We start from the raw sequence: 16,510 nt of genomic DNA, 5'->3' as shown, positions 1-16,510 counted from the left end.
GTCAGTGGGAGGCCTGCGGGTCAGGCGCGGCAGGAGGTCAGGTGCGGCCCCGGTCGGGGGAGGCCGGGGCAGGCGATCGCTGGCGCGCCCGCGGGTCAGGCCCGGCCCGAGTCAGGCGAGCCACCGGATCAGGCCCGGCCTGGGCCAGGCGAGCCCTCTGGCCAGACGCGGCAGGCGAGCCCTCTGGTCAGACACGGCCCGGGTCAGCGGAGCCGAGGGTCAGGCTAGCCACCACGGGTTCGCCTTGGCCCACTCCACCGTCCGCTCCAGCCCGTCCCGCAATGAGGTCCGGCTGCGCCACCCCAGCACCCGCCACGCCTTGGCGACGTCCGGCACCCGGCGCGGGATGTCCTCGTAGCCCGCGCCCAGCACGGCGGCGGTGTCGATCATGCGGGGGCGGGTGGTCGAGCCGGCCACCTCGATCACCGTCCGCACGGCCTCCGCCATCGTGGTCTCCCGGTCGCTGCCGATGTTGAAGCACTCCCCCTCCGCCTCGGGGGACGCGGCGGCCAGAAGGGTCGCCTCCACCGCGTCGTCCACGTAGGTGAAGCACCGGGTCTGCTCGCCGCTGTCGTACAGCAGCGGCGCGACGCCGTTCAGCACGTGGTGGACGGTCTTGCTGACCACGTAGGCCGGGCGCTGGCGCGGGCCGTAGACGTTGAAGTAGCGGACGATCGCGGCGCGCAGGCCGTGCTGGCGGGCGTAGGCGAAGGTGAGGTGTTCCGCCACCGCCTTGCTGGACGAGTACGACCAGCGGTCGGCGGCGGTGCTGCCCAGCACGCGCTGCGAGTCCTCCGTCCACGGTGGATCGGGGTTGCGGCCGTAGACCTCGCTGGTGCTGGCGACCAGCAGCTTCGCGCCGACCTCGTGGGCGGCGCGGAGCACGTTCCGGGTGCCGAGCACGTTCACGTCGATCACGTCGAGCGGGTCGTGCAGGTACTGGTCGACGCCGACCAGCGCGCACAGGTGGTAGACCACGTCGACCTCGGGCGTGATCACGAGGCCCAGCGCGCGTTCGTCGCGCACGTCCGCCGCCACGTGCCGCACCGCCGATGGGTCGCATGCCAGGTCGGGCGGCGGGGGCGCGGGGTCGTACACGGTCACGTCCACGCCGGCCGCGACCAGCCGCTCCACGAGGTGGCTGCCGATGAACCCGAACCCGCCGGTGACCACCGCTGTGGCCATAGCCCACCATCCCATCGACATGTGCTCGACATGTGCGCCGTTCGCTGTAAATTTAGTTAGCATACCGGGATCGGGCGTCGAGAAACCAGCTCGTCAACCAGGACAAAAAGACTTCGACCGCGACCTATCGCCGCAAACTCACTATGTGTTATAAAAGCATGTCAGCGCGATCTTGTGGACCGGCCGCCTTCCGTGGAGGAGTCATGCTGTCCCGATCGAGTTCATCCCGCCGCAGTCGGATGGCCGCGTTCTGCGCCGCCGCCACGCTCCTCGCCGCCTTGGCGGCGGCCTTCCCGTCGGGTCGGTCGGCCGACGCGGACACCTACGAGATCCGCTCGACCGCGACCGGCTCGGACGGTCGCACCTACACCGTCACGAACCACCTCGTCGCGGACACGCGGACGGCCGAGTACCGCCGGATCCGGCGGGAGTACCTGCTGGTGTGGGCCGGCGCGGACCAGGCGGGCACGCCCGACGCGCCCAACCCGGACTTCATCGCCGTCATCGACGCCACCCGCGGCACACCGGGGTACGGGCGCGTGGTGAACACCGCGACGCTCGACGACGCGCTGGGCAACGAGCCGCACCACATGCAGTACACGTGGCACAAGGGGCACCGGATCTACGCGGGCGGGCTGCTGTCCGACACCACGTTCGTGTTCGACGTGTCCAAGCTGCCGCAGATCCGGCTCAGCGGAGTGGCCCAGCCCGCCGACACACCGTGCGGCTCGGCGCCGGACGCGTTCTGGGTGCTGCGCGACGGCACGGCGTACGGCACGAACATGGGCGGGCCGGACGTCGCCGGACCCTGCCGCTACAGCAACGGCGACGTCGTCGTGGGCAACGGTTTCGGCGGCACACCGGGCCAGGTCGTGCGCTACGGGCCGGACGGCCGGGTGCTCGCGCAGGTGCGGGCAGCCGATCTGGCGGGCGAGGACCCGAAGCTGTGCCCGTCGGTGCCCGCGCTGCCCAAGGCGTCCTGCGCCAACCCGCACGGCGTGCAGGTCCGCGAGGACCTCGACCGGATGATCACCTCGGACTTCGTGGAGGTGCGTAACCTGCTGCCGACCGATCCCCCGCCGACGGACTTCGACCCGAACCTGTTGCGCGACACCGTGCGCGTGTACGACATCGCCGACCGCGGCGACCCGGAGCTGCTGTCCGTGTCGCGGCTGCCGGTCGGGCCGCGCCGGGACGCCGACCCCATGACCGCGGAGCCGCGCGGTGCGATGGAGGTCGCGGTCACCAACAAGCCCTGGCACCGTGGCGCGTTCGCGTCGACCAGCGGCGGCGGCGCGGTCTACTACACGCCCGACATCACCGACCCCAGCCCGCGCTGGCGCGAGGTGTACGACCTGACGTCGGTGTTCACCGCGCTCTACCCGACCGGGACGCCGACCGCCGGCGCGTCCGGCGCGGGGTGGATGCAGGTCAGCCCGGACGACCGGTACCTGTTCCACGTCGTGGTCGGCGCCGGACCCGGGACACCGGACAGCGATCGCGTGCCCGGCACGCTCTACGTGCTGGACCTGCACAAGCTGCTCGCGGCCGGCCCGGACGTTCAGTGCAGCATCGACACCCTCGCCGAGGTCAGCCAGGGCGGGGCCGAGCCGGACTGCCCGACGCTGGCCGGCGCGCTGCCGATCGCCGACGTGACCAGCGGCGGCCCGCACTGGGGCGCACTGGACAACTTCACCCTCGGCGGCGACCGCCGCTACCACGAGACCGAGCGGATCACCCGGGTCGCGACCTCGAACTACTTCGTCCAGATCACCGGCGTGGACGGCAACCACCAGGTGTGCATGGCGCTGGTCGACCACCGCGGCAGGCTCACCCAGGACACCCGGTTCGTCGACGAGGCCAAGCGGACGCCGTGCGTCGATTTCAACCGCGACCGGTGGCCGCACGGCGAGCACGGGCACGCCAGACCGCACGGACTGGTGTTCGCGGTGGCCGACGCCGACCTGCGCTGACCCGACCTGCGCTGACCCGACCGCGCCGACTCGCCTGCGCTGACTCGACCGCGGTCCCTCAACCTCACCGGGAGCCCCTCCATGCCAAGGGTCGCCGTGCTGACGAACGACCTCCAGTACGACCTGGTCAACAAGGACGAGCGGCGCCGGGCCGTGGTGTACGAGGTGGTGCCCGGGCTCGCCGGGTTCCTCGCGGCCATGCGGGAACTCGGCGCGCTGGTGGTGCACCTGCAACTGATCAACCGGCCCGAGGACCCGAGGGCGGAGCGCTACGACGGCTGGCTGCCGGCGACCGCCGACTCACCGGGTCGTGCGGTGCTGGCCGAGCTGGTTGCGCCCGGCGACGCCGTCGTCGTCAAGCACCAGGCGAGCGGGTTCTTCGAGACCGAACTGGACAAGCTGCTGCACGCGGAGGGCGTCCAGGACCTCGTCGTGGTCGGCATGCACACCCAGATCTGCGTGCAGACCACCGCCGCCGACGCGTTCTTCCGCGGCTACAACGTCGCGGTGCCGCGGGAGGGCGTGATCTCGATGTCCGAGGAGGACCTGCGGCGGGCGTTGGACTGGATCGGGTCGTTCTGCGGCGGCGTGATCACCATGGCCGAGGCGTTGGAGCGCACCGAGGCGGGCAGCCTGGCCGAGGTCATGCCCAACCCGGCGTCCTGACATGGCGAACCCCGACATGGCCAACCCGAATACCGTGGCGAACGACGTCGCGGCCACCGAGCGGATCACGCTCGACCACGGCGCCGGCGGCGGTGCGAGCCAGTGGCTGGTCGGCGAGATCGTCGCGGCCACCCTGGGCGAGGTCCACACCGGCCTGATGGAGGACAGCGCCGACGTGGCCGCGCCGGCCGAGCGGATCGCGGTGACCACCGACTCGTTCGTGGTGAAGCCGCTGTTCTTCACCGGCGGCGACATCGGCAAGCTCGCCGTCGCGGGCACCGTCAACGACCTCGCCGTGTCCGGCGCGCGACCGCTGTACCTGACCCTCGCGATGATCATCGAGGCCGGGTTCCCGATCACCGACCTGGTCCGGGTGCTCGACTCGGTCCGGGAGACGGCGCTCGCGGCGGGCGTCACCGTCGTCGCGGGCGACACCAAGGTGGTCGGCGCGGGCGAGGCGGACCGGCTCTACCTGAACACGACCGGCATCGGCGTGTTCGACCGGCCGGGGCTGCGGCTGGGTTCCCGGCTGCTGCGGCCCGGCGACGCCGTCCTCGTCACCGGCCACCTCGGCGACCACAGCGTGCACCTGCTGTCGTTGCGCGAAGGACTCGGCTTCGAGCAACGCGTCACCAGCGACTGCGCGCCGCTCAACCGGGTGGTCGCGGCGCTGCTCGACGCGTGCGGCCCCGGAATCCGGTGCCTGCGCGACGTGACCCGGGGTGGTCTGGGCACCGTCCTCAACGAACTCGCCGGGGCGTCCGGGGTGGACGTCGAACTCGACGGGCCCGCGCTGCCGGTGCGCCACGAGACCCGGATGGCCGCCTCCATGCTCGGCCTGGACGTCCTGTACCTGGCCAACGAGGGCGTCCTGTGCGCGGTCGTGGACCCCGATGTCGCCGACGAGGCGGTGCGGGTGCTGCGCGGGTGGCCGGAAGCTGCGACGACGGTGGCGGTCGGCGAAGTCGTCACCGGGGACGGCCGGGTGCGGATCCGCGACGCGCGCGGCCGGACCACTCCGGTCGACGTGCTGCGCGGCGCCCAGCTGCCCCGGCTGTGCTGATGGGCCTGCGGCGGACCATCCGGATCGGCGGGATCGTGCAGGGAGTCGGCTTCCGGCCGTTCGTGCACCGCACGGCCGCCGAACACCGGCTCGGCGGCTGGGCGAACAACGGGGTGGACGGCGTCACCGTGTGCGTTGAGGGCGCGCCGGACGACGTGCGGCGCTTCACCCGCGACCTGGCCGAACGACCGCCGCCGCTGGCCGTGATCGACTCGTTCGACTACACCGACGAGCCGGTGGACGTGCCGGCCGCCGGGTTCCGCATCCGGCCCAGCGACCCGGAAGGACGGCGGCGGGCGCTGGTACCGGCCGACACCCACCTGTGCGGGCCGTGCCTGACCGAGCTGTTCGACCCCGCCGACCGCCGCCACCGCTACCCGCTGATCAACTGCACCGACTGCGGACCCCGGTTCAGCATCATCCTGGACGTGCCCTACGACCGGCCGCTGACCACGATGGCGCCGTTCCCGATGTGCGCGGACTGCCAGGCCGAGTACGACTCGGTGACCGACCGCCGCTACCACGCCCAGCCGAACGCGTGCCCGGTGTGCGGCCCCCGGGTCCGGCTGGCCGACCACGACCGCGTCCCGTTGACCGGGGGCGACCCGGTCGAGGCCGCCGCCGCGCTGCTGCGGGACGGTCTCGTCGTCGCGGTGCAGGCGCACGGCGGGTACCAGCTGGTGGTCGACGCGGCGGACAACAAGGCGGTGGCCCGGCTGCGCAAGCGCAAGGACCGCGGCAACAAGCCGTTCGCGGTGCTCGTCGCGGACGTCGGCGAGGTGCGCCGGTACGCGCGCGTGTCGGACGCCGAAGCCGACCTGCTGTGCTCGCCGGCGCGTCCGATCGTGCTGCTCCGCGCGCACCCGGACGCGCCGCTGTCCGTGCAGGTCGCGCCCGGCCTCGGTGTGCTCGGCGTGATGCTGCCCTCCACGCCCCTGCAACACCTGCTGCTCGCGTCCGGTTTCCCGGTGCTCGTCGCCACCAGCGGCAACGCGCCCGGCGAGCCGATGGCCCGCACCGCCGAGTCGGCCCGGCGCGACCTCGGCCGCATCTGCGACGCGTACCTGGAGCACGACCGCCGCATCCACAGCCGGGTGGACGACTCGATCGCCCGGGTCGTGCCGCTGGCCGGCGGGCCGCGTCCGCAGCTCGTCCGGCGGGCGCGGGGTTACGTGCCGCGACCGGTGCGGCCGCCGTTCGACCTGCCGCCGGTGCTCGCGGTCGGTGCGGAGCTGAAGAACACCGCGTGCTACGGCTCCGGGCGGCGGCTGGTGCTCACCCAGCACCTCGGCGACCTGGGCACCGAGCGCACCAGGTCGTTCTTCGACTCCGCCGTCGCACACCTGGGCCGGCTGCTCGAAGTCGACCCGGTGGCCGTCGCGCACGACCTGCACCCGGACTTCCACGGCACGCGGTGGGCCGCGCGGTCCGGGCTGCGCACCATCGCCGTGCAGCACCACCACGCGCACCTGGCGTCCTGCCTGGTCGACAACGGGGTGGACGAGCCGGCGATCGGCGTCGTGTTCGACGGCACCGGCTTGGGCGAGGACGGCACGATCTGGGGCGGCGAGTTCCTGGTCGGCGACTACGTGTCGGCGCGACGACGCGGCCACCTGTCGACGTTCCGGCTGCCCGGAGGCGACCGCGCGGTCCGCGAACCCGACCGGGTGGCGCTCGCCCTCCTGCACGCCGCCTACGGCCGGGAGGCGGCGGACCTGCCGCTGGCCGCGGTGCGCGACCGCGACCCGTTCGAGCGCGACGTGCTGCTGAGGATGTGCGAACGCGGGGTCGGCGCGCCGGTCACGTCCAGCGCGGGCCGGCTGTTCGACGGGTTCGGCGCCCTGCTCGGCGTGTGCCGTTCGGTCGGCTACGACGCCGAGGCGGCCATCCGGCTGGAGGAGGTCCTGGGCGGCGACCACACGCCCGTGCCGCCGTGGCCGGTGCGGGTGGACGACGTCGGCGGACTGCAGGTCGTGGACGTCCGGCCGTGGGTCCGGGCGGTGGTCGACGAGCTGGCCACGACGCCCGTGCCGGTGCTGAGCAGGCGTTTCCACTCGTCGTTGGCCGCCGCGATCGGCGAGGTGTGCGGTCGGCTGCGCCGGGAGACGGGCTTGGGCGTCGTGGCGCTGAGCGGCGGCGTGTTCCTGAACCAGTACCTGTCGGTGCGGGTGGACGCCGAACTCACCGCGGCGGGTTTCCGGGTGCTGCACCACGGCGCGATCCCACCGTCGGACGGCGGCATCGCGGCCGGTCAGGCGGTGATCGCCGGTGCGCGCCTGCGCGCCGAAGCCCGCTGACGGCCGACCGACTGACCCGCCGGACTCGCCTCTCGGACAGGGCCGCGCTCGTGCTCGTCAAGGCAGCTCGAGCGGGTGAAGATGTGCCTTGACGAGCGCGGCGCTGTCCGAAAAACAAACTTCCAGCGACCCGTCAGCCGCCCACGTTCCGGTACTCGGCCAGCGCCGCCTCCCACGCCGCGCCGGACCGGTCGGCCAGTTCCAGCGCCTCAGGAGACTCCTCCCACGCACCGGGGTCATCGGGAAGCTCGTCGTGCAGGTACTTGTCGAGCAGCACCAGGCCGAGTTCCCAGCCCGCGCCCTGGCCGTTCGCGCCGCTGCCCGCGTCGTTGAGGATGACGTCGACCAGCCGGCCGTCCATCTCCGCGGTCTCGTTCACCGCGGCGTGCTCCAGCACCATCTCGGTGCCGTCGCCGTCGGGCGCGAGCCGCAGCTCGACTTCGTCGGCGCCGCGGTCGTCGTACGCCCAGGTCACCACGAGCCGGGTCGGGGCCTCGCAGTGGAGGATGTCGCCGGACACGCCGAGGTCCATCTCGTAGCGGCCGCCCTGGCGCAGGTCGCCGGACACGCCGCTGAACCACCGGCCGAAGCGGGCCGGGTCGGTGCAGGCGTGCCAGACCTCCTCGGGGCGGGCGTCGAAGTGCCTGCGGATCCGGATGGCCCGTACCTCGCCGGCGGCGATCCGCTTGGTGACGATCTCCCGGCGGGTGTCGTCGAGCACATCGGTGATGTCGGTCATTTTCCCTTGGCGCCTTCCGTGTCCGAAGTCGGTTCGCCCGGTGGGGTGGTGGACGATCTGCCGGATGGCCCTCGTGCGCGTCTGCCGCGCGCCAGTTCCGTGTCGAGCGAGTCCAGCCGCTGGGTCCAGAACCCGCGATAGCGGTCCAGCCAGCGGTCGACGTCGCGCAACGGCGCGGGGTCGACGGAGTACAGCCGGCGGGTGCCTTCCGGGCGGACCTTGGTGAAGCCGTTCTCGCGCAACACCTTCAAGTGCTGCGACACCCCCGGCTGGGAGATGCCGAACTCCGCCTGGACGACCGCGCTGATCTCACCGGCGGCCAACTCGCCGTCGGCGAGCAACTCCAGGATCCGCCGGCGGACCGGGTCGCCGAGTACGTCGAACGCGTGCACGGATCAATTGTGCAGCCTCGACTTATATAAGTCAAGTCTGAGATACGTCGGGCACGTCCGCGCCGGTCAGGCCCAGGTAGTTCACGATCTGCTCGTGGTTGGTGGTGCGCACGAAGTTCTCCGCGCCCAGCCGGTAGTACACGTCCAGGACCGTCTCCCGAGGCTCCAGATCGGCCTCCCCGCCCGCGCGCAGCGCCGCCACCACGGCGGGCACGTCGTGCCGGAGCACGACACCGCGGCGCACCGCGTACTCGCCGTCCGCCAGCCGCACGACGGGCAGGTCGGCCGAGGCAGGCGCGTCGGGGTGCCGGTAGAGCGGCTGGGTCAGCACGTCGAACCGGAAGATCTCGTCGAGCAGCGACACGTGCGCGGGGTCGAGGTCCGGCCGGATCGCCTCGGTCCACCACCGGGCCAGCAGCCGCTTGGCCTCCGGGTGCCCGCACAGGTAGGCGACGGCGTCGCCGTAGGCCACGTCCATGCTCGACACCCGCCCGACGGCGGCCCGCAGCGGCGTCACCGCCGGGTCGTCCGTCGTCTCCACCCACGCGTCGAGCCGGCGCAGCACCCCGGACTGGGTCAGGTCGGTCAGCTCGCGCAGGCCGACCCAGATGTGCCGGAGCAGCGCGCTCTCCGCGACCACCCGTGCCCAGAACAGGAACCGCACCACCGAGAGGTTGTCGGCCAGCGTCATGGTGTCGTGGCTGAGGATGTACTCGAAGTCGTCGTTGTCGCCGCGCACCGACACGATCCCGTACTTGTGCTTCTTCTCCGCGTACTCCGTGTTCGGCAGCAGGTGCAGCGGGTAGACGGCGATCCGGGACACGTGCCTGGACAGCCTGTCGTAACCCTCCATGAAGGACTCGACGGTCTCGCCCGGCGCGCCCCAGATCAGTTCGGCGTAGCAGTCCAGGCCCTCCCGGTCCAGCCAGGCGACCATGTCCTCCCAGTCGTTCACCTTCATGTTGCGGCGGTTCATGGTGCGCAGCGCGGCGTCGTTGAGCGTCTGAAGCGCCAGCGTGAACGAGCTGCGCAGCCCGGCGCGCTTCATCCGGCTCACGATCTCGTGGAACACCGCGGACTTGTTCTTCGCCCACGACGTGTCCAGCGCGCGCGGGTACCCGTACTGGTCGCGCACCGCGATGACGTCGTCCACGAACTCGACGTCGATCGGCAGCATCCCGAAGTTGGCGTCGCACAACACGACCGTGTGCACCTGGAGCCGGGCGAACACCTCCAGCTCGGCGCGCAGCCTGGCCCGGGAGAACGCCCGCACCCGCTGCCCGACCGCACCGCCCCAGTAGCAGAACGAGCACTTGTAGGGGCAGCCCCGGTTGGTCTCCATCAGGGCGACGTCGTACCGGAACGCGCCGTGCTCGTCGGTCAGGTCGATCGCGCCGGTCAGGATCGGGGACGGGATGGCGTCGAGGTCGTCCAGCCGGGGTCTGGGCACGGTGGTGACGACCTCGCCGTCGCCGCCGGTGTAGGACAGGCCCTGGATGTCCGCCAGGTCGTGCGGCGACACGCCGTCCAGGAAGGCGAGCAGCAGGTCGCGGAACACGGGCTCGCCCTCGCCGTTGACGACCACGTCCACCTCCGGGCACAGCCGGAACGTCCGGTCGGCCTGGTTGGCGACGTGCGTGCCGCCGAACACCACCCAGCCGTCGGGGTTGACCTGCTTGAAGGTCTCCGCGAGCGCGCAGAACTCGCGGAAGTTCCACCCCAGCACGGAGAACGCGAGCACGTCCGGCGCCGGGAGGCTGAAGATCCGCTCCGCCATGTCGGCCAGGGTGTCCCCGCCGCGGAAGTTGAGGATCTCGAAGTCGAAGCGCCCGGCGATCCGCTCGTCGGCGAGCGCGGCGGCCTTGAGGTAGCCGGCCGCGAGTGGCATCGACTCCAGGGCCAGGTCCCAGATGCCTTGCTGGACGAGGAACACCGAGAGTCGGTCGTCGGGTGCCATGCGCAGACCTCGCCATCTCGGGTTGGCCACTACCAGCCCCATCTGACTATATATTTTTAAATGTACTAGTCAAGGTGGTCACCCCGGGACTCCTCGTCGACCACACGCGTGGACTCCCCGGTCGGGTGTGGTTCACTCCCGTCGCCCTCGCTGCGCGGGTCGTCAGCCTCGTCCAGCTTGACCCGTTCCAGCTCCAGTTCCAGTGAGTCGAGTCGACGGCTCCAGAACCACCTCCCGCGCGGCAATCGCACACCGACCTCCCACGGAGTCGTCACACCGGACACTTATATAAGTCAACCTTGATATTACCATGCCCTGGTGCTAGGTTGAGTCTCCGATAGCGATCCACCTTGGGGGGGTCGATGGATCCGAGCTTCGCGGAGGTGTACCGGCACGTCCGGTTCGGCCAGCCGCGACTCGTGAACCTGGCCGCGTCCGCCGCCCCGCGGTCGTGGCGGCGGCACGACCTGCCCGTGCTGACCGGACCCGAGTGGATACCGGCGAAACCGTTGCCGCTGGACGACATCCGGCTGGAGTGGCGGCCCGTGCCACCGCCCGGCCACCCGGCGCGCGAGGCCCGGCCCGTGTCCGGGTACAGCGCGGCCCTCTCCGGACTCGCCGGCATGGGGCACCTGTTCGACGGGCGGATCTACCGGCCGCTGTCGATCGACTTCTCTCCCGGCGGCCTCTGCCTGGCGTTCACCTCGGCCGGTTACTTCGGCCACCTGGACGAGACCGAGGTGCTGGCGTACGAAGCGGCGGCGGCCGACCTGGCGGGCAGGCCGCCGACCGGGGGCCGGTACCGCGCGGCGCTCGGCGACCCGTTCGACCTGGCGGCCCGCACGACGTGCTTCGGGCTGGTGGTGCTGACGGTGCGGGTGGACGGCGCGGACAGCGGGTTCTACCTGCACCGGCGGGACGGTGAACGGGTGGTCGCCGCGCCGGAGATGCTGCACTGCGTGCCCGCCGGGAACTTCGCGCCCGCCGGGAGGACGTTCCACGGCACCGACTTCGACCTGTGGCACGTGATCGCGCGGGAGTACGTGGAGGAGTTCCTGGACGCCGACGAGGTCCAGGAGGCGCCCGACTACGAGTCGGGACCGTTGGGCGGGTTGGCGGCGGCTTACGGGACTGGCGCGCTACGGCTGCACGTGCTCGGCGTCGGCCTGGACCCGTTGACGTGGACGCCGGAGCTCTTCGTGGTGAGCGCCGTGGACGCGGACGTGTTCGACGCGCTGTTCGCCGGGATCGTCGCCGCCGGGCGTGAGGGCACGATCCTGGTCGGGCCGGACGGGCGCGGTATCCCGTTCACCGAGGAGTGGGTGCGCCACTACGCGTCCGAGCCCGCGACCCGCAGTGGCGCGCAGGCATGCCTGACCCTGGCCTGGGGTCACCGCGCCGCGCTCGGCCTCACCACGCGGTGACCCCTGTTTCCTCAGCAGGGTCACCAGCGGCGCCTTGGGTTTCGGACCGCCGAGCCGCCGTGATCGGTCACGTCCGGCCGGACACGCTCGCGGGCAGCAGGGCCTCGGCCAGACGTCGCCAGTGGGGCATGGCGGACTGGCCGGGCGGGGTGTTGATGACCTGGATGCCGACGTGGTCGGCGCCGGCGTCGAGGTGGCCCTGGAGCTTGTCGGCGATCGTGTCGATGTCACCCCAGAACACGAGGTCGTCGACGAGTCGGTCGCTCCCGCGTCCGCCGTCGATGTCCGCTTCGGTGTAGCCGAGGCGGAGGAACTTGGCGACGTTGTACGTCGAGGTGAAGTAGAGGTGCAGGTGTTCGCGGGCGATCTCGCGGGCCTTGTCCGGGTCGCTTTCGAAGAGCACCGCGTGCTCGACCCCGAGGAACGGGCCGTCGCCCAACACCTCCCGCGCCTGCGCCGTGTGCCGCACGGACACGTGGTAGGTGTGCGCGCCCAGGGAACGGTCGCGCGCGAGCTCCAGCATCTTCGGCCCGTACGCCGCGAGCACGCGTCGCATCGGCGACTGCGGCAACGGGTTCGGGCTCGTCGTCGCGTCCATGGCGTCGAGGTAGTCGCTCATCGCCCGCAACGGCTTCACCCCGGGGCGCACGTCACCGAAACCGAGGCCGACCAGGTGGCGGTCCGGGTACGCGTCGGCCAGGAGCAGTGCCGCGCCCCGCATCCACTGCGGCTCTCGCAACCAGATCTTGGCGATGCCGTTGACAACGGTGATGTGCCGGGTGCAGGACAACAGGAACCCGGCGTGCGTCAGCGCCTCCCGCCCGAGCAGTTCCGGGACCCAGATCGCCTGCCAGCCGAGTTCTTCCAACTCCTGGACGGACTCCCGCACCATGCCCGCCGGCTGGTCCTCGAAGTCGAACGTCCAGACCCCGAAGCGCCCCAGATCCATCCCGTCGATCGAGCCCATGTCTCCCCCTGGTCCTGCGGAACCTGCGAACGAATCGAAGTATCGCAGATTAACGATGTGACGGACGAGGGGGTGTGCCGGACCGCACGTCACGGCCTGGCACACCGGACGACCCCGCTCAGCCGGTGGCGGCGCCGAACCACCGCGGCAGTCGGTCGACCAGGTCCTGCTGGTCCTCACCGACCCACGCCACGTGGCCGTCCGGCCGCAGCAGCACCGCGGGCACGTCCAACTCCTCGCTGACGTCGACCACGTGGTCCACCCGGTCCGCCCAGCCCTGCACCGACAGCCGGCCGGTCTGGTCGAGCAGCAGTCCACGGCCGCCGTGCATCAGTCCGTAGAGGCGTCCCCGCTTCAGCCCGACGTCCCGCAGCCGCCGCCCGAGCAGGTCGTGGCCCTCGCCGAAGTCGTAGCGCAGCCCGATCGCGATGATCTTCTCGATCAGGTGGCGGTTCACCTCGTCGAACTCCATCAGCTCCGAGAGCAGCCGGCGCACGGCCTGCGAACCCGCGTCCAGCGACATCAACCGCATCTGCGCGCGGGTGTTGTCGAGCACGTCGGCGGCCACCGGGCGCCGTTCGGAGTCGTAGGTGTCCAGCAGCCCTTCCGGCGCCCAGCCGTTGACCTCGGCGGCCAGTTTCCAGCCCAGGTTGAACGCGTCCTGGACGCCGAGGTTGAGCCCCTGCCCGCCGGTCGGCGGGTGGATGTGCGCCGCGTCGCCGGCCAGCAGCACCCGGCCGGTCCGGTAGCGCTCGGCCAGCCGGGTGGCGTCGCCGAAGCGGGAGAGCCAGCGCGGCGAGTGCACGCCGAAGTCGGTGCCGGCGGTCGCCCGCAGCTGCTGCTTCACCTCCTCCAGGGTCGGCGGCACCCTGCGGTCCTCGGCCACCCCCTCGGCGGGCACGATGACGCGGTACACCCCGTCGCCGAGGGGCATGGCGCCGAACCGGAGCTGGGTCTTGCGGACCTCGGCCATCACCGCGACCAGCGTCTCGTGCGGTACGTCCACCTCCATCTCGCCCAGCAGCGTCTCGACCGTGCTCGGCTCACCGGGGAAGGCGACGCCGAGCAGCTTGCGCACCGTGCTCCGGCCGCCGTCGCAGCCGACGAGGTAGCGCGAACGCAGCCGTGTGCCGTCGGCCAGCTCCGCGGTCACGCCGTCGTCGTCCTGGCTCAGCCCGACCAGCTCGCAGCCGCGCCGGATCTCGACGCCGAGTTCGAGGGCGTGCTCGGTCAGCAGTCGATCGGTGAGAGGCTGCGGAATTCCCAGGACATAGGCGTGTGCGGTGTCCAGCCGTTCCGGTGACGGTTTGGTGATGCCGGCGAAGAATCCACCGACCGGATACCGCGTGCCGAGCGCGAGGAACCGTTCCAGCAGTCCGCGCTGGTCCATCACCTCGATGCTGCGCGCGTGCAGGCCGAGTGAGCGGACGACCTTGGTCGGCTCCTGATCTTTCTCCAGCACGAGCACGTTCACGCCTTGGAGCCGCAGCTCGGCGGCCAGCATCACGCCGGTCGGCCCGGCGCCGGCCACGATCACGTCGAACACGAAAACCCCCGTTGACGTACTCCGCGAATCCCTGATTTCCGCGGGTACTTGGCTTCGGCCGCAGATTGTGCGGCACGACCCGGGTCTTGCGGCAAGACCGGGGGTCCGCTATAAATTAGGAGTGGCAAGGAGTGGATTAGCTCCTTGCCTTTGTCTTTTCCGCTCCACCCTCGCCGGGGTCGTCGCTAGAGCGAGCGTCCGAGCAAGTCGACAAGCCGGGCGATGTGCCGCTCGTCGCGCTGGTAGTGGGTCCACTTCCCCACCCGGGTCGCACGCACCAGCCCGGCGCGGTGCAGCGACGCCATGTAAGCGGACACGGTCGACTGCGCGAGCCCGGTCTTGGCCTGGATGTGGCTCACGCACACGCCGACCCGCTCCGCGGTTTCCTGATCGACAGGGAAGTGGCGCAGGGGTTCGCGCAGCCATTGGAGCACCTGGAGCCGGACGGGGTTGGCCAACGCCTTGAACGCCTCCAGCAGCTGCTCGGAGGCGTCCGGCGGGAGCTCGGCGCGCGTCGTCATGGTGATCACGCCGAGTATACGAGCCGTGCCGACGTATCGAAGTACTTCGATCCGGAGCCGTTCGTGGGCGATCATGGTTGAACCGATCACCGAATGGCAATCTTCGGCTCACGTCCCCACGCACGAGTCCCCACGCACGAGCAGGCGGTGGCCCCATGATCGTTCCCCTGGACCTGACCGACGACACGACGGCGGAAGCCGTGCACCGGATCGCGTTGCTGTCCTACGCGGTGGAGGCGGAGCTGATCGGGAGTACCGGGATCCCGGCGTTGCACGAGTCGGTGGACGACATCAGACGGCTGCCGTTGCGGTGGCTGGGCGGGTACGTGGACGGCGAGCTGGTGGCGTTCGTCGGGTACGCGAAGGTCGACGGCGTGCTGGACATCGACCGGTTGTGCGTGGCGCCCAGCCATTTCCGGCTCGGGTTCGCGCGGCGGTTGGTGGAGGAGGTGCTGGCCGAGGGCGGTCCGGCGATCGTGTCGACGGGTGCGGCGAACGCGCCGGCCATCGCGTTGTACGAGAGCCTGGGGTTCCGGGTGGTCGACACCGTGGTGGTCGACGGCGGGCTGCGGATCGCGCGGTTCGGGCATCCGGGTTCGATTTAGGACCGGTTCTGTCCTGAATGGCTTCTAGCGTGAGTCCTGTGACCGAGCGTGTGATCGGCCGGCGGTTGCGTCGGCATTCGTTGCTGGACCTGTCGGACGACCCGGTCGGGGTGGTTCGGGCCATGTGCGGCGCGCACGCCCAGGTGATGTCGGCGGCGGAGTTGTCGATCGGGTTGCGCACGAACCTGACCCGGCAGCAGGTCCGGGACGCGTTGTGGGTGGACCGGACGTTGGTGAAGACGCGCGGACCGCGCGGCACGGTGCACCTGCTGCCGACGGCGGACCTGCCGATGTGGACGGGCGCGTTGGCCGGGCTGCCGCAGCGGTCGGTGCTGCTCACCGGGGAACAGAGGGCGGAGGTGGTGGCGGCGATCGCGGACGCGCTGCGGGACGCCGAGCTGACCGGTGACGAGTTGACCGAGGCGGTGGTCGAGCGCACCGGGCCGTGGGCGGGCGATCGGGTGATGGATGCGTTCGGCGGCACGCCGTGGCCGCGGTGGGTGGAGGCGATGGGCGCGGCGTCGAACCTGGGCGCGATGTGCTTCGCGCCGAACAAGGGCCGCAAGGTCGCCTACACCAGTCCGCAGCGGTGGCTGCCCGGTTTCACGCCGGCCGCGGACGGCGCGGTGGAGCTGTTGCGCTCCTACCTGCGCTCGTACGGGCCGGCGACGCAGGCGCACTTCGCGAAGTGGCTGGCCGCGCCGAAGCGGTGGGTGAACGAGCTGTTCGAGCGGGCGGACCTGGAGCAGGTCGACGGCGGGTGGGTGGTGCGCGGCGACGTGTCGTGGCCCGACGAGCCGCCGGGCGGGGTGCGGCTGCTCCCCTACTTCGACGCGTACGTGGTGGGCAGCCACCCGCGTGAGGAGGTGTTCCCCGGCCGGGCGTTCGAGCGGGCGCTGTCGGGTGGGCAGGCGGGGAACTTCCCGGTGGTGCTGGTGGACGGCGTGGTCGCCGGGGTGTGGCACCAGAAGCGGTCGGGCCGGCGGATCGTGGTCACGGTGGAGCTGTTCGGAACCCTGTCCAAGGCGCGACTGGCCGAGTTGGACCGGCAGGTCGCGCGGGTCGGGGAGTTCCTGGAGGGCCGGCCGGAGCTGACCATCGGCACGGTGACGGTCGGCGGACACGCCTGAGCCGCCACGATCGTTGGCCTGGCCAACAGGTGGGTAGGCTGCGGC

General features: G+C 71.5%; 15 protein-coding genes. 7 read left to right on the top strand and 8 right to left on the bottom strand.

What is annotated here, in order from left to right:
• Nucleotides 1–219 precede the first annotated feature (219 nt).
• Nucleotides 220–1,185 carry an NAD-dependent epimerase/dehydratase family protein gene (locus tag F4560_RS10880; RefSeq protein ID WP_184919147.1) on the bottom strand — a complete coding sequence of 322 codons (966 nt, stop codon included), beginning with the start codon at nt 1,183–1,185 and terminating at the stop codon, nt 220–222.
• Nucleotides 1,186–1,388: 203 nt separating this feature from the next.
• Here F4560_RS10880 and F4560_RS10875 point away from each other — a divergent pair, with 203 nt between their 5' ends.
• From F4560_RS10875 to hypF, 4 genes are all read left to right on the top strand, one after another.
• Complete coding sequence (locus tag F4560_RS10875) at nt 1,389–3,158, top strand: hypothetical protein (RefSeq protein WP_184919145.1); 1,770 nt, start codon at nt 1,389–1,391, stop codon at nt 3,156–3,158.
• Nucleotides 3,159–3,239: 81 nt separating this feature from the next.
• On the top strand, nt 3,240–3,824 hold the full coding sequence (locus tag F4560_RS10870; protein ID WP_184919143.1) for a cysteine hydrolase family protein: 585 nt from the start codon (nt 3,240–3,242) through the stop codon (nt 3,822–3,824).
• Between the two features lies 1 nt (nt 3,825).
• Nucleotides 3,826–4,887, top strand: coding sequence for a hydrogenase expression/formation protein HypE (hypE, locus tag F4560_RS10865; protein WP_246477773.1), 1,062 nt, complete (start codon nt 3,826–3,828; stop codon nt 4,885–4,887).
• Nucleotides 4,887–7,184 carry a carbamoyltransferase HypF gene (hypF, locus tag F4560_RS10860; protein WP_184919141.1) on the top strand — a complete coding sequence of 766 codons (2,298 nt, stop codon included), beginning with the start codon at nt 4,887–4,889 and terminating at the stop codon, nt 7,182–7,184. Before hypE ends, hypF begins: the two co-directional genes overlap by 1 nt.
• 133 nt (nt 7,185–7,317) lie before the next feature.
• On the opposite strand, the gene F4560_RS10855 is transcribed toward hypF, so the two are convergent.
• The 4 genes from F4560_RS10855 to F4560_RS10840 all read right to left on the bottom strand — a co-directional run bounded on the left by F4560_RS10855 (nt 7,318) and on the right by F4560_RS10840 (nt 10,547).
• The gene (locus tag F4560_RS10855) at nt 7,318–7,923 is read right to left on the bottom strand and encodes an SRPBCC domain-containing protein (protein ID WP_184919139.1); all 606 of its coding nucleotides are present in this window, start codon (nt 7,921–7,923) and stop codon (nt 7,318–7,320) included.
• Entirely contained in the window at nt 7,920–8,315 is a 396-nt protein-coding gene (locus F4560_RS10850; RefSeq protein WP_184919137.1) for an ArsR/SmtB family transcription factor, read from the bottom strand. The genes F4560_RS10855 and F4560_RS10850 overlap by 4 nt, the downstream gene beginning before the upstream one ends.
• A 31-nt stretch (nt 8,316–8,346) precedes the next feature.
• Nucleotides 8,347–10,272, bottom strand: coding sequence for a KedN5 family methylcobalamin-dependent radical SAM C-methyltransferase (locus tag F4560_RS10845; RefSeq protein ID WP_184919135.1), 1,926 nt, complete (start codon nt 10,270–10,272; stop codon nt 8,347–8,349).
• Between the two features lie 65 nt (nt 10,273–10,337).
• On the bottom strand, nt 10,338–10,547 hold the full coding sequence (locus tag F4560_RS10840; protein ID WP_184919133.1) for a hypothetical protein: 210 nt from the start codon (nt 10,545–10,547) through the stop codon (nt 10,338–10,340).
• Between the two features lie 87 nt (nt 10,548–10,634).
• Between F4560_RS10840 and F4560_RS10835 the strand changes: the two genes are divergently transcribed.
• Nucleotides 10,635–11,696: a hypothetical protein gene (locus F4560_RS10835; RefSeq protein ID WP_184919131.1), complete on the top strand. Its 1,062-nt coding sequence runs from the start codon at nt 10,635–10,637 to the stop codon at nt 11,694–11,696.
• A 67-nt stretch (nt 11,697–11,763) separates the two neighbouring features.
• On the opposite strand, the gene F4560_RS10830 is transcribed toward F4560_RS10835, so the two are convergent.
• The 3 genes from F4560_RS10830 to F4560_RS10820 form a co-directional block, all read right to left on the bottom strand.
• Nucleotides 11,764–12,645 carry a TIGR03620 family F420-dependent LLM class oxidoreductase gene (locus tag F4560_RS10830; protein ID WP_184929056.1) on the bottom strand — a complete coding sequence of 294 codons (882 nt, stop codon included), beginning with the start codon at nt 12,643–12,645 and terminating at the stop codon, nt 11,764–11,766.
• 136 nt (nt 12,646–12,781) lie between these two features.
• Complete coding sequence (gene rox, locus F4560_RS10825; protein WP_184919129.1) at nt 12,782–14,209, bottom strand: rifampin monooxygenase; 1,428 nt, start codon at nt 14,207–14,209, stop codon at nt 12,782–12,784.
• 185 nt (nt 14,210–14,394) lie between these two features.
• The gene (locus F4560_RS10820) at nt 14,395–14,730 is read right to left on the bottom strand and encodes an ArsR/SmtB family transcription factor (RefSeq protein ID WP_184929055.1); all 336 of its coding nucleotides are present in this window, start codon (nt 14,728–14,730) and stop codon (nt 14,395–14,397) included.
• 155 nt (nt 14,731–14,885) lie between these two features.
• On the opposite strand from F4560_RS10820, the gene F4560_RS10815 reads away from it, so the two are divergent.
• Together F4560_RS10815 and F4560_RS10810 are read left to right on the top strand one after the other, a co-directional pair.
• Nucleotides 14,886–15,335, top strand: a complete 450-nt coding sequence (locus F4560_RS10815; protein WP_184919128.1) for a GNAT family N-acetyltransferase — start codon at nt 14,886–14,888, stop codon at nt 15,333–15,335.
• 38 nt (nt 15,336–15,373) lie between these two features.
• Complete coding sequence (locus F4560_RS10810) at nt 15,374–16,465, top strand: winged helix DNA-binding domain-containing protein (protein ID WP_312869077.1); 1,092 nt, start codon at nt 15,374–15,376, stop codon at nt 16,463–16,465.
• Nucleotides 16,466–16,510 lie beyond the last annotated feature (45 nt).

It is taken from the genome of Saccharothrix ecbatanensis (assembly GCF_014205015.1).
Taxonomy (GTDB): Bacteria; Actinomycetota; Actinomycetes; order Mycobacteriales; family Pseudonocardiaceae; genus Actinosynnema; species Actinosynnema ecbatanense.
This window is presented reverse-complemented; position numbering and strand designations above follow the sequence as displayed.